Source organism: Polyangium jinanense, assembly GCF_028435365.1.
In genome coordinates this window covers 491,560-504,897 of sequence record NZ_JAGTJJ010000001.1, presented here as the reverse complement: position 1 = coordinate 504,897, position 13,338 = coordinate 491,560, and the positions used below count along the sequence as shown (strand labels likewise).

At 67.6% G+C, this 13,338-nt stretch carries 12 protein-coding genes; 9 read left to right on the top strand and 3 right to left on the bottom strand.

Annotated elements, in window-relative coordinates; translation table 11 throughout:
• Window positions 1-387: 387 nt before the first annotated feature.
• Complete coding sequence (locus tag KEG57_RS02040; protein ID WP_272418333.1) at window positions 388-1,263, bottom strand: hypothetical protein; 876 nt, start codon at window positions 1,261-1,263, stop codon at window positions 388-390.
• 163 nt (window positions 1,264-1,426) lie between these two features.
• Here KEG57_RS02040 and KEG57_RS02035 point away from each other — a divergent pair, with 163 nt between their 5' ends.
• The 7 genes from KEG57_RS02035 (at window position 1,427) to KEG57_RS02005 (ending at window position 9,428) form a co-directional block, all read left to right on the top strand.
• On the top strand, window positions 1,427-2,713 hold the full coding sequence (locus KEG57_RS02035) for an HNH/ENDO VII family nuclease (RefSeq protein ID WP_272418334.1): 1,287 nt from the start codon (window positions 1,427-1,429) through the stop codon (window positions 2,711-2,713).
• A gap of 489 nt (window positions 2,714-3,202) precedes the next feature.
• Window positions 3,203-3,796: an RNA polymerase sigma factor gene (locus KEG57_RS02030; protein WP_272458047.1), complete on the top strand. Its 594-nt coding sequence runs from the start codon at window positions 3,203-3,205 to the stop codon at window positions 3,794-3,796.
• Between the two features lie 1,106 nt (window positions 3,797-4,902).
• A complete protein-coding gene (locus tag KEG57_RS02025; protein WP_272418336.1) occupies window positions 4,903-5,214 on the top strand; it encodes a hypothetical protein in 312 nt (103 codons plus the stop codon).
• 8 nt (window positions 5,215-5,222) lie between these two features.
• On the top strand, window positions 5,223-5,753 hold the full coding sequence (locus KEG57_RS02020; protein ID WP_272418338.1) for a DUF8467 domain-containing protein: 531 nt from the start codon (window positions 5,223-5,225) through the stop codon (window positions 5,751-5,753).
• A 1,011-nt stretch (window positions 5,754-6,764) separates the two neighbouring features.
• A complete protein-coding gene (locus KEG57_RS02015) occupies window positions 6,765-8,444 on the top strand; it encodes a sensor histidine kinase (protein WP_272458046.1) in 1,680 nt (559 codons plus the stop codon).
• A 57-nt stretch (window positions 8,445-8,501) separates the two neighbouring features.
• Window positions 8,502-8,657 (top strand): hypothetical protein, encoded by a 156-nt coding sequence (locus KEG57_RS02010; protein WP_272418340.1) that lies wholly within the window; start codon window positions 8,502-8,504, stop codon window positions 8,655-8,657.
• A 129-nt stretch (window positions 8,658-8,786) separates the two neighbouring features.
• Window positions 8,787-9,428: a hypothetical protein gene (locus KEG57_RS02005; RefSeq protein WP_272418341.1), complete on the top strand. Its 642-nt coding sequence runs from the start codon at window positions 8,787-8,789 to the stop codon at window positions 9,426-9,428.
• Window positions 9,429-9,447: 19 nt separating this feature from the next.
• On the opposite strand, the gene KEG57_RS02000 is transcribed toward KEG57_RS02005, so the two are convergent.
• Together KEG57_RS02000 and KEG57_RS01995 are read right to left on the bottom strand one after the other, a co-directional pair.
• On the bottom strand, window positions 9,448-10,824 hold the full coding sequence (locus tag KEG57_RS02000) for a flavin monoamine oxidase family protein (protein WP_272458045.1): 1,377 nt from the start codon (window positions 10,822-10,824) through the stop codon (window positions 9,448-9,450).
• Between the two features lie 44 nt (window positions 10,825-10,868).
• Window positions 10,869-11,291: a (deoxy)nucleoside triphosphate pyrophosphohydrolase gene (locus KEG57_RS01995; protein WP_272458044.1), complete on the bottom strand. Its 423-nt coding sequence runs from the start codon at window positions 11,289-11,291 to the stop codon at window positions 10,869-10,871.
• Window positions 11,292-11,341: 50 nt separating this feature from the next.
• Here KEG57_RS01995 and purM point away from each other — a divergent pair, with 50 nt between their 5' ends.
• Window positions 11,342-12,394 (top strand): phosphoribosylformylglycinamidine cyclo-ligase, encoded by a 1,053-nt coding sequence (gene purM / locus KEG57_RS01990; RefSeq protein ID WP_272418344.1) that lies wholly within the window; start codon window positions 11,342-11,344, stop codon window positions 12,392-12,394.
• Window positions 12,395-12,435: 41 nt separating this feature from the next.
• Window positions 12,436-13,335 carry an SPFH domain-containing protein gene (locus tag KEG57_RS01985; RefSeq protein ID WP_272418345.1) on the top strand — a complete coding sequence of 300 codons (900 nt, stop codon included), beginning with the start codon at window positions 12,436-12,438 and terminating at the stop codon, window positions 13,333-13,335.
• Window positions 13,336-13,338 lie beyond the last annotated feature (3 nt).

Genomic DNA, 13,338 nt, shown 5'->3' with positions numbered 1-13,338 from the left:
GGGTCTGGCGCCGGAACGACCCTGGCGCGCAGCATGCGGGCCCTCGGGGACGGAACAACGGTGGGACCCTGACGCGGCCCCGGGTTGTTTCCGGGAAACACGGCGCGGACGTCGCGTCGCCCCGGGGTTGTTTCGGGCGAAAACGGCCGGTGGGCAGGGCTCACGGGAGTGGTCGGGCGGCCGAACAGGGGGCGGCGTCCGCGACGGCATTGGCTTCGGGCGGGGACCGAGGACGAGCGGCCGGCTTGGAAAGCGGTCACGCGGGACCGGCGAGGGTCGACGTAGATCCCGAGGTCGTTTGGTTGGCAGGACAGGCGCCGGTTTTTTCCGCGGCGCTTGTTTGGGCGATTCGAGGGAGCACCGTCCCTCCGCCGCACCATTGGCGCGCTACGTTCGGGCCTTTGCCTTGAGCGCGGCGGCCTTTTCGAGCAGGGCTTTGGCCTGCGCCTCGAGCTCCTCGACCGCTTGCACCTGGGCCAGGCGCTCCTCGGCGGCGCGGGCTTCGGCCTCGGCTTCTGCTTCGAGTTTCGCGAGGAGCGCCTGCCGCTCTTCGAGCTGGGCCTGAAGCTCCTCGATCGACGTCTTGACCTCGTCGATCGTCTCCTCCTCGTCCCGCGGCGACTCGCTATAGAAGAAGCCATCGGCGAAATCCCGCGGCAGAGCGAGGTTCTCGAATGGCAGCTTGCCGAGCCCGCCATGCGCCTCCTTGCGGGCGGCATTGACCTTGTCGAGGAACTGCTTGCGCGTGCCGACGTCGCGGAAGTCGCGATTGGTCGATTGCGCATGCTTGCGTTGGTTTTCGGCGTCCTGGCCCGCGGCGATGAGCGTCTCGGCCTCGGGCGCAAGGGCGACGAGCGCCGGCACGCCGCATTTCGCGAGCGTCTCGGCCCAATCGCTCATGAGCTCGAGTTGCCCACCGAGTACCGGCCGCCGGAACTTCGCGAGCGGCTTGTTCTTGAAGAGCGCGGAGCGTAGCTGCTTGCGCGAATGGCCGCTGGTCGACTCGTCCGTGATGCGGGAGACGCGGCCGGCGAAAGCATCGAGCCCCTCGTCGGCCTTGTTGACGCTGGCCTGCGCCTGCGCCAGCGAATCGAGGATATCGATTTCCTCGAGGAGGATGAGCTTCCATTCGTCGCGAAGCGCCTGGAAGACCGGCACATAACCTGCCGCGAGCGGCTCCTGCTTGGCGCGGGAGAGGGTGTATTGCAGCTCCCGGAGGAGCGTGAAAAGGCCAATACGATAGGCGAGGATGCGAGCGGACATGGCGGGACGGTAACCGAGGCTACGGGGGAGGTGTCAAGAGGATTTGTGCGGATGGGTACCGGAAGGGCGCGGGCCCGCGGCGTCGTGTCGTATGCTCATGGCTCGGATGGCTGCCCGCCGATGGGGGTGAGGGCTGGTCCATTCCGAGAGACAGGAGCGGTCCATGCGACGATCGACTCGATTGGCTCGCCTTTGGCATTTCCTCGTCACGGCGCTTGTCCTGTGCTTCGTTTTGATTTTGACCGGATGCGCCTCCTCGCGCGATCCCACGATGGCGCGGATCTTCGAGGCGCCGAACGTCGTCCACGTCTGCGTACGTCCGCCGAACGTGGCGAAAGACAAGCGAATCTGGGGGGTCACCACCGATGGCACGCCCTTCTTCGGGGCCCGGGAGGTGGACCGCGCGAGAAGCAATGGCAGCCCCATCTTCGTTTTCGACGAGAGCTCGCCTCCCGCGAGCGCGAAACTCCTGCCGATTCCGTACAACACGCTCGAATGTCCGGCGCGGACTCCGCCGCCGAAGCCGCGCGTCGCCGCGGCGAAGGTCGACAGCAAAAAGAAGGACGAGGCCAAACAGGTCGAGCGACCGAAGCCGCTGCCGCGACCGATCGCGAGGTCGTCGGAGGAGCAGCGGTGCGCAGCGTATCGGGAGCCGGGCCAGACGCGGAGACGGAGCGGGACGGGCGCGGGTGCCTGTACGAGGTTGCTCGTCAAGTGGCGCTGCGCGAAGCAGGCTGTCGCGGACAAACAGCCGCCCGCGGCCGAGCCTTGCCCATTCCAGGAGCCCGAGCCGGCCGAGCCGAGAGAGTTGCCGGAGAGCGCGGCCCAGGCGTATGAGGACTGGGGACTCAGCCGTGCGGATACCTCCGCGCTCGCGAAAGACCGGGCCAGGGAGTGCCTCGAGGGGCTTTGCCATGCCCGGCATCCGAACTTTGTTCCGAAGTCCAAGAAGAAGCCCGCCGAGACGCACAACGGGCAATCGTTGTCAACGGGCAGCGGGAGCGGTGGGGGAGCGAGCGCGCCACAGGCCGCGCCGAAGACGACGACGGTCAAGACGACGACGAAGCCGGTCTCGAAGCCGAACGGCGCGGCGTCGGGGCAGGCGGGGTCGAGCGGAGGGAAGACGGCGGGAAGTGGAGGCGGTACGGTTGTTCCGGAGGGCAGGAGAATTCCTAACGATGAGCTCAAAGCGCCGCCGGCAAAACGTGGAAAAGCACCAACAGGAAGCGATGGGCATCCGGTTGAGTTGCACCACCGCGGGCAGAAACCGGATAGCCCTCTGGACGAAATGACTCGCACCGAGCACCGTGGCAAAGGGAACTTCTCGGAAAATCACTCGAATACCGGGCAAGAGCCCAGCAAAATTGATAGAAGGACCTGGAAAGAGCAGCAGCGGCGGTACTGGACGAAGGAGCACGACCGTGGGCGATTCGACGGCAAAAAGCAATGAGGTTCTCTTGCGCTTCGATCATCCGGATGGAAGCCTTGCGGTCGTCTTGGATGATGACAATCGAGTGGCGTACGCATACCTCCTTGAAGACGAGGAGGTCGTGGGCGATGTATGGCTTTATAATGTCATGGAGTCACCCGACACAGTCAATTGGGAGGACCCCAGTCCGATGCCCTTCCTCAATCCGAGAGACTACTGCAAATCCGAGAAGGTGCGTCGGTTGACCCCGCAGTCTGCTGTCCAGTGTGCATGGTTCGACGCGGGGGTTGAAGTAAGTATCGATGGCATACTATGGGCTCGGATCGAGCGCGGTTCGAAGCCGGGTTGGTCGCGTCTCGCGGCGCAACCCGGGCCGCTCGCCATCCCGTTGGAAGCACGTATGCCTAGCCGATAAGCCCCCAGGGCATCGTTTCCCGCTGGAGGACGGAAATCGACGCGAGCCGGTCGATTCCTTCGATCCAAATGTCTCGCCCGATCATGTAGGGGGACATGGCGCGCGCTACGATTCCCTCTCCGCTCACGACTGAACTGGTCGCGCTTCGTTCCCAGGTGGCAGGTATTCTGCAACGCCAGGCGGACACCCTCGCGACGGACAGGATGCAGGAGCTCATGCTGCGGGGATTCGCGGCGCTCTCCGGCTACACGTCCCACCCCGACGGGGTGCGTCCCTGGCTGTTCGGCATCGCCAAGAACCTACGGAGCGAGGAAAAGCGCCGGGCGCGGCGCGAGCGCGAGCATTTCTGTCCGGACCTCGGGGACGCCGAGCGCACGGCAATGCCCGACGTGTCGCCCGAGGAGGACGCTTTTCGTTCCGAGGCCCGCCGCGCGCTCCTATCGGCGCTGAAGACGCTCTCGCCGGAGCAGCTCGCCGTGCTCGTCCTCGTCGACCTCGCCGAGTGCTCGTGCTCGGAGGCGGCCGAGTTGCTCGACAGCCCGCTCGGCACCGTCAAGTCGAGGCTCCTCGCGGCGCGCACGAACATGCAGCGCGCCCGTTCGTTCCTTCGACGATATCGCCTCCGCCCGCGCCTGGTTCGACGAGCTCCAGTGGAATCACGCCTGACCGATCCATCCGCGACTTCTTGAACCGTCGTTGACGGCGGCCGAATGTCCCCGCATCGTCTGACCCTTGCTCGGATGGCTGCCCGCCGATGGGGGTGAGGGCTGGTCCATTCCGAGAGACAGGAGCGGTCCATGCGACGATCGACTCGATTGGCTCGCCTTTTCCTCGTCACGGCGTTCGCCGTTCTGTGGTTCGTTTTGATTTTGTCCGGATGCGCCTCCTCGCGTGATCCCACGATGGCCCGGATCTTCGAGGCGCCGAACGTCGTCCACGTCTGCGTACGTCCGCCGAACGTACCGAACGACAAGCGAATTTGGGGGGTCACCTCCGACGGCGCGCCCTTCTTCGGGGTCCGGGAGGTGGACCTCGCGAGAGACAATGGCAGCCCCGTGTTCGTATTCAATGCGGACTCGCCTCCAGAGAGCGCGCGGCTCTTACCGATTCCGTACAACAAGCTCGAATGCCCCGCGCGGACCCCGCCGCCAAAGCCCCGCGTCGCCGCGGCGACGGAGGAGGCCAAAGAGGCAGAAAAGAAGAAGGACGAGATCCAAAAGGCCGAGCAGCCGAAGCCGCTGCCGCGGCCGATCGCGAGGTCGCCGGAGCCGCAGCGGTGCACGGCGTATCGGGAGCCAGGCCAGACGAGGAGACGGAGCGGGACGGGCGCGGGTGCCTGTACGAGGTTGCTCGTCAAGTGGCGCTGCGCGAAGCAGGCTGTCGCGGACAAACGGCCGCCCGCGGCCGAGCCTTGCCCCGTCCTGGAGCCCGAGCGGGCTGAGCCGAGGGAGTTGCCGGAGAGCGCGGCCCAGGCGTATGAGGACTGGGACTCAGCCGTGCGGACACCTCCGCGCTCGCGAAAGACCGAGCCAGGGAGTGCCTCGAGGGGCTTTGCCATGCCCGGCATCCGAACTTCGTTCCGAAGTCCAAGAAGAAGCCCGCCGAGACGCACAACGGGCAGTCGTTGTCGACGGGGAGCGGCAGCGGTGGGGGAGCGAGCGCGCCACAGGCCGCGCCGAAGACGACGACGGTCAAGACGACCACGAAGCCCGTCTCGAAGCCGAACGGCGCGGCGGCGGAGCAGGCGTCAGCGGCGGGCAGCCCAGATACAGCCGCGGCGACGAACGGAAAGCGCGTGCCGAATCCGAACGGCAAGAAGGGCGGGAAGGCGCATCAGAACAAGGTGGCAGAGGTCGCGGCCGACATCGAGAAGCGCGGCCTCGAGCCGGTGAAGGAACATCCCGTCGACACCCCGGGCGGCGCGAAGAAGAGACGCTACGTGGACGTCGCCGGGCTGGATGAAAACAAGAAGCCTGTTGAGTTCCACCAGGTCGGAAAACAAACCAAGGACGGGCGGCCGGTGGCGCGAGAACGGAAAGCTATGGACGATGTGGAGCGCGCGAAGGGTGAGCGGCCGACGTTCCACCCGTACAATAAGGAGAAGTGACGAGAGCCATGGGACACCAGTCGACCTTCTACATCACGCCCAAGGATGAGGCGGACCTGGAGCAGCGGCTCCGGGAGCGGACGGACCTCGTCATCCTCCACTCTCGGTCGCCCACCGCCTCGCCGCGCATGGTGGACACGTTGAGCTTCTTCGAGAACGGAAAGCCGTGGTACTTCCTGTACCTCGCACGGCCCGAGGACCTGAACGCGGTCGTCATGCGCCACGTACCCGAGCAGGGGTATTGGAGGCTGCAGGACAGCCCATCGCCGGTGGTCGAGCTCCTTCGCTGCCGGTTGGACGGGAAGACCCTGTCGGAAGGACGCGTGTACTACGTCGACAAGTTCTTGGGTCCCGACAAGGACTGGGTGGAGAAGAGCGAGGCATTCCGGAAGTGGGCCAGGATGGTGCATACGACCATCAAGAAATCGTTGAAGCGCCGTGATTCGAAGTATGTCGACTACATCGGCGAGGACGCCCAGGCGTGGGTCGACGCCGGAGGACAGCTCGTGACTGGCGACGGGCGGCCCGTCACCTGGTAGCGGGCGGCCTGTAGACGGAGCCCAAGCCCTCCTCGCGTCGAGCGTCGTGCCGGTTGTCGCTGCGCCAAACGCTAGGGCGGCGACCGGCACGTGCGCAGAGGATGGAGCCACCTCGCTCCCTTTCGGCGGGGGCTGATTGCGGCGGCGAGCCTTGCGCGCAGTCCGTGTGGTCCTGGCCGCTCCCCGGACCGACGAGTGAATCCTGCCCGTCGATCACGAAGCCTGCCACCTCCACGACCACGACCGATTGGAAGTGGATTGGCCTCGCCTGCGAGGCGAAGGAGCGCGAGGGCACGTGCGAGACGTCCACGCACCGATGCTTGTACGATCTGCCGTACCCGTTCCTCCAGTGCGTCGCGCTCCGGGGGAAACACGACAAGTGTCCTGGCAATTACGACCGCTACGACCCCATCCACCTCTACGCGGAGCAGCCGGTCGACACGCGTGGCTGCACCTCGCCTACATGCCCGGCCTCTGCCTCGCGACGCGCGGGGAGCCCACGGGCGCGGCCTCGGAAGATCCCGCAGACGTCGTCACGTTCTGCTGCCTCGCGCCGTGTTCGGCCTCGGGCGGGTTTTCCGCGAAACGAAACGGCCCGCAGGGGAGGGCGATGGGGGCGGAGCGCGTCTGGGCAAGCACCTCTCGCCTCCATCGTCCTCTCCTGCGGGTCGTTTGTCCCTGATGTGCGCTTTTGAAAAAAGGAGAGCGCGACCATTGACCGGAGTGCCGAAAAGGCGGTTTTTCTCGGCCCGTCTCCCGGAGACCGGGTGGGTGACTCGAGTTCGTGGATCCGGTGTAGCCGCGCTCTCCGACACCTAGTTTGTCCAAGAACGGGTGTTCCGTCAAGCCAAACGTTTCTCGACCCGCAGAAGAGGGCGATGGGGGCGCGCGCATCTGGGCAAGCACCTCTCGCCTCCATCGTCCTCTCCTGCAGGTCGGATCCGTGACTTCCTGGAGGGAAACGGTACGACCTGTCGACGGACCCCCCTGACACGCTCTACCATCGCGTTCGTGTCCGGCTCCCCGCACCCTCCTCGCCCCACGCCTCTCATCAAGACACGGAAGATCGAGCGCCGCGTCGTCCTCGCAGTGCTCGTGACCGCCGTCATCCCGCTCGTCGCCGCGCTGCTCATGGCCCGGGCCATGGTGGCGCGTGTCAGCGCGACCGCGTTTCAGCCGGAGTTCGGCGCGCACCTCGACCGGGCCCTCGGCGTGTATGCCGACCTCGCGAAGACGATCAAGCAAGGCATGCGGTACGAGGCCGACGCCATTGCGATGCGGCCCGAGCTCTCCCGCGTGGCGAAGGCGGGGGAGGGGGATCGGGTCTCGGCCGAGCTCGCGCGGGAGTTTTCCGCACATCCCTCGCTCGTCTCCCTGAAAATCGAGGATGCGTCGGGTGCGGTCCTCGGCAAACACGAGCGCGAGCGGCCCGTGGATCCGGCCGTGGAGCGCACCCTGCTCGTGCGCAGGCCGCTCGGCGAGGCCTCCGAGGACGATGGCCCCTTCCTCGTCGCCACGTTCGCCGCGCCAAACGCGCGGTTCGCCGAGATGGAGTCCGCGCAGGAGTTCGTTCAGGCATACCATCAGATCGAACGGCATCACCGCGAGGAGTACGTCGACCGGACGTACACGCGGGCGTTTGGCCTCCTGTTCGGGCTTTTGATCTTGCTCGCGGCGCTCACCGGAATCGTGGTGGCACGGCCCGTCACGCGGCGGATCGCCGAGCTCGCGGCGGCGACGCGTCCCGTGGCGGCGGGTGATTTGACGGTGCGGGTCACGGTGACGGGGGACGACGAGGTCGGCGACCTCGGGCGGGCGTTCAATCGAATGCTCGAGGAACTCGACGAAAGTCGCGCCCGGATCGAGTTCCTCCGGCGCATGAGCGAATGGCAGAAGATGGCGCGGCACCTCGCGCACGAAATCAAGAATCCGCTCACGCCGATCCAGCTCGCCGTGCAGGAATGCCATCGCCGGTATGCCGGCGACGATCCCGATTATCGGCGCATCGTGCAAACCACACTGGAGGTCGTCGAGGAGGAAGTGGGCACGCTGCGCCGCCTCGTCGGCGAGTTCTCGAGCTTCGCGCGGCTGCCGCGGGCAGAGCTCGCGTCCGTCGACCTCGGGACCTTTTTGCGCGAGCAGCGGGACCATTTCTCGGCCCGGACGGAGGGCCCCATGAGCTCCGACGAAGAGGCGCTGCTCTCGCGGATCGATCTGCGCTTCGACGTGCCCGAGGGCGCGATGCCCGCGGTCCTCGATCGGGAAATGCTCCACCGCGTGCTCACGAATGTCGTGCAGAATGCGGCGCAGGCGCTCCGCGATGCGCGTAAGCGCGCCGGAAAGAGCGAGGGGACCTGGGGGCGCGTCATGGTTTCGGCGCGGACCGTGGGCGGCTCGTACGTCGTCGACGTGGACGACGATGGCCCGGGCATTGCGACCGAGGTGCGCGATGTGCTCTTCGATCCTTACGTGACGACGAAGCGCGACGGCACGGGGCTCGGGCTTACCATCGTGAAGAAAATCGTCGTCGATCACGGCGGCATCATCGAGGCCACGACCTCACCGCTCGGGGGCGCGCGGTTTCGGATTCGGCTGCCCCGCGCGGACAGCGCCGAGGCGCGCGCTGCCGTCGAGCGCTCTCTCGCGGCGGATGACGAAGAGGCGGTGCGATCGTCCTCCGCCGGTGCGTAGCGTCGTGCACGACGGCAACACCCTACGTGGCACGACCGCTGCAATGGTCACCCGTTCATGGCGCCCTGGCTCCGTATCGTTCTCTGGGTGGTGGCGATCGTGGCGCCCGGTGGATTCGCGCTCTTGCCCTTCCTCGCGGGTGAACACGTCAAGCGGAGGCGCGACGAGCAGTCGCGCGCCCTTGCCACCTCTTCGGTGAAGGCGGGGCGGTAGCGCGAGGTCCGCCTGGGACGGCCTCCGGGCGAGCTCGACTTTTTGCGTCAATTCTGCGGTCGAGTTTGGCGGGCCGAGCATCGAAGAATGGGCGTCGGGCCATTGCTCCTAGCTTGACGAAGAGGACCGATGAACAACGAGGCAGGGACCAAGACGCGTTCGCCGCTCCGCACGTTGCGCCTGGGCACGGTGACGGCGGGATCGGCCGAGACGGCGCAGCCCGTGTCCGAACGGTACGGGCCTCGATCCGTAATGCGCCCAATGGCGCCGGATTACTTCTCGATTCCGCCGGAGCCCTCGGGCGTGGTCCAGGCGCTCTCCGCGGAGCCGCGTTCGGGCCCCGGGAGCCGGAAATTTCGGACACCGCTGGACGAGGTGAGCGAACTCATCCGTAAAATGGAGATTCGCGAGCTCGGGGATGTTCTCCTCTATGCGCAACGATTGCTCGCAGCGCGCGGCAAGGCGCCCGACCCGGACGTGATTTCCGCGGTCCTCGCGGCCATGGGCCGACTGTACGCGGCCTATCGCAATGCACCCGGCGTGCCCGTGCCGATTCTGCGTGGGGCGCTCCCGGACATCCCGCGCAAGACGCTCGACGACGCGCTGCTCGAAGCGGAGGCGCGGCGCATGCTTCGGCTCGTCGTGGTCTCGCCGCTCACGCCGTTCGTCGAGCGGGCGGCGGGCCTTCACGATCCGCGGCGCGGACTCCTGTATTTCGTGTCGGCGCCGGACGGCACGCCGCGCGAGCCCGAGCCCATGCGAAAGCGTTGAATCGGGCCGCGCCCGATCCTCAGCCGAGGGCGGCGAGCACCTCGTCCGAGGCGCGCTCGCCGGCTTCGACGGCGCCTTCCATGTAACCGGTCCACACGCGCGCCGTCTCCGTCCCGGCCCAATGCACGCGGCCCACGGGCGCGCGCAAAGCCGAAGCGTGCGCGGTGAGCACGCCCGGGCCGAGGACCATCGAATAGCAACCACGCGACCAGCGCTCGGCGGGCCAGTCCTGATCGACGTAATCGATCGGCGCGGCCGCGCTCGGGCCGAAGAAACGCGTCAACGAATCGACGGCGGCCTTTTTCCGCTCCTCGGGGCTTTTTCCGCTCATGGCGCGCGCGTCCTTGCCCATGAAGAATCCGACGAGCGCGCCGTGCGAGCCGTCCTCGGGAGAATCGTCGAACACGAGTTTCACCGATCCCACGTCGGAGAGCGCTTCCCCCGAATATCCAGCTTGCCGCCAAAACGGTGACGCGTAGGTCGCGACGCACTTGATCACGCTGCCCATCGGCGACCGCTGCGTGAGCTGGTCCCGCGACGCGGGCAGGCCCGGCTCGTAATCGATCCGCCCTGCGAGCGCCGGCGGCACGGCCACGATCACCCGCTTGCACCGCCACGTCCCCGCGTCCGAGGTCACGGTCACGCCGCCCGCGTCCTGCGCGATGCGCCGCACCGGCGCGCCGAGGACCACCCGCTCCTCGCCGAGGGCGCGCGCGATCCGCTTCGAGACCTCCTGAAAACCCTCCGCGAGGCGCGTCTCCTGCGCGCCATTCACGATCTCCGTCAGGCGCATGAGTCCGCCGCCCTGACGGAGGTAATACAGGAAAAACAAGAGGGACAGCTCGGACGGCTCCGCCGCGAAGACGGCCCGCACCGCCGTGTCGAGCATCGCTTTGGCGCCGCGGGTCTTCACGTTTTTGCGTTTCCACGCCTCGACCGTGGTCCCGTCCCATTCGAAGGCTTTTGCGGCCGAAAGCGGATCCTCGATCGGGACCTCCTTCACGAGCGTCTCGATGCGCTGGATTGTGATTCCGAGGTCGACGGCGCCGATCAAGGACAGGCTCGGGATCGACGTCTTGTACGTCGTCAGCGTCCCGCCGAGCGACAGCACCTTCTTGCCGTCGTACCATTGCTTGAACGTCGACAAACCGAGCTCGGCGACGAGCTTCGTCATCCGGTCCTGCGTGGGGCCGATCCATTGCGCGCCGAGGTCCACGCGGTCGCCCTGCGCCGTCGTGTGGCTCAACGTCCGGCCGCCGACCCGGTCCCGCGCCTCCAGCACCACGACCGAGACGCCCGCGGCCGCGAGCCGCCGGGCCGCCACGAGGCCACTGAGCCCCGCGCCCACGACCACCACGGACGCCTCGCGCGGCGCTCCTTGCCCAGTTTCTTCCATCGCGGGGGCAGGATACCGCTGTTCGGGTCGGTCGTGTGCTCCGATTACGTGCGGGGCGCGAGCAGCGCGCGGACCTTCGAAAGGATCGCGACATCCGCCGGCGGGAAGAGCTCGTCCTGCAGATCTTCGGGCCCGGCCCACTTCACGTCCGCGACGTCGAGCGCCTGCGGATCGGGCGATCCGACCGCGCGCGTCACCGCAAAAAACAGGAGCAGCACGGATTTTTCCGGGTATCGATGGAACGTCACCTCGACGGGATCGCCGACCGAGACCTCCATCCCGATCTCCTCGCGCAGCTCACGCACGAGGGCCGCGCGCGGATCCTCGCCGGGCTCGACCTTGCCGCCGGGGAACTCCCAGGCGCCGGCGAGGTGTGTGCCGCGCTTGCGCTGGGTGAGCAGGACACGCCCCTCCTCGACGAGGACGGCGGCGGAGACGAGGACGGGCGGACGCAGCGAATCGGTCATGACGGCGACGAACCCTAGCACCTCGCCCCAAGCTGTGACATTCCGCCGGCATGCCCATCACCTACAGCCAGGCAGGCGTGGACATCGACCGCGGCGACGCCCTCGTCGAGCGCATCAAGAAGCTCGCGCGCCCGACGCGCATCCCCGAGGTCGTCGCCGACGTCGGCGGCTTCGCGGGCCTCTGCGCCCTGCCGAGCGGGCTCGTCGACCCGATCCTCGTGAGCGGCACCGACGGCGTCGGCACGAAGCTCAAGGTCGCCTTCGCCGCGAACGTGCACGACACCGTGGGTCAGGACCTCGTGGCGATGTGTGTGAACGACGTGATCACCGTCGGCGCGCGCCCCCTGTTTTTCCTGGACTATTTCGCGACCGGCACGCTCGAGCTCGACGTGGGCGAGGCCGTCGTGCGGGGCATCGCCGAGGGCTGCAAGCTCGCCGGCTGCGCGCTGCTCGGCGGCGAGACGGCGGAGCTGCCGGGCATGTACGCGCCGGGCGAGTACGACCTCGCGGGCTTCGCGGTGGGCGTGGTCGAGCGGGCGAAGATGCTCGACGGCACGAAGGCGCGGGCAGGCGACGTCGTGCTCGGCGTCGCGTCGAGTGGTTTGCACTCGAACGGTTATTCGCTGGCGCGCAAGGTGCTCTTCGAGCGCATGGGGCTCGGCATCCACGACCAGGTCCCCGGGCTCGGGCGCACGGCAGCCGAGGCGCTTCTCGTGCCGACGCGCATTTACGCCCGCGCGGTGCGCGAGCTGCTCGCGGCGTTGCCCGAGGCCGTGCGCGGACTCTCGCACATCACGGGCGGGGGCTTGCCGGGCAACCTCCCGCGTGTCCTGCCGGAGGGGCTTGGCGCGCGGCTCGATTTGTCCGCGTACGAAAGGCCTGCGATTTTCCGGGTGATCGCCGAGCAAGGGCCGGTCGAGGAAGCCGAGATGCGCCGCACGTTCAACCTCGGTGTCGGGCTCGTCGTGGTGGTCGCGCCCGAGGCCGAGGCCGCCGCGCTCGGCGCGCTGCGTGGCGCCGGCGAGCAGGCCTTCCGGCTCGGCGAGGTCATCGAGGTCGGCGCCGACGTGCCGTTCGAGGATCGGGTGCAATTCGACCGATAGCCCGTGGTGGACGCGTTTGCGCCGGTTACATTGGCGCGACCATGGATCCGCTCCTCCTCGTGCTCGGGTTTCTCCTTCTGGCGTACCTCCTCGCGGGCATCCGGCAGATCAACCAGTGGGAGGTCGCGCTGCGCTTCACGCTCGGCAAGCTCTCGGGCCGGGTCGAGCCCGGCGTGACGCTGTTCCTGCCGGGCTTCCAGTCGCTCCGCAAAATCGACACGCGCACGAAAAACCGCGACCTTTTGCGGCAAATGGTGATCACGCGCGACAACGTGACGACCATGGTCGACACCGTGCTCTATTACCGCGTCGTCGACCCGGAGAAGGCCACGCTGGCGGTGGAGAACTACGAGGCGGCGGTGAAGGATCGGGCGAAGGTCGTGCTGCGCGACGTCGTCGGCGAGACGCGCCTCGACGAGCTGCTCGCGCACCGCGAGGAGGTCGCCGCCAAGGTGCGCGCGCAGGTCGAGACCACGGTCTCGCAGTGGGGCCTGCACGTCGAGCTCATCGGCCTCCAGGACGTGCAGCTCCCGCCGCAAATGCAGGAGGTCCTGGCGAAGGTCGCGATCGCCGAGCGGGACAGGAAGTACGTGGTCATCAAGAGCGAGGCCGACGTGGAGAGCGCGAAGAACTTCGCCGAGGCGGCCACGATCCTCTCGAAGTCGCCGGGCGCGATGGAGCTGCGGCGCTTCGAGGCCCTCGCGAACCTGAGTCAGGGCAACACGAAGGTCATCTTCGACCTCGCCAAGCCCTACGACGACGTCCGGCACACGGCGGCGGCGATGGCCGAGGCGGCCACGACCGAGCCGCAACGCGTGCGCGTCGACAACCCCGGCGCAGGCGCGCTCCGCACGGCCTCGCAGCACGAGGCCGAGGCCATCGCCGAGGCCGAGGCCGAGCTCCAGGCCCGCAAGTTCATGGCGTCGGGCCGGAAGATCTAGCCG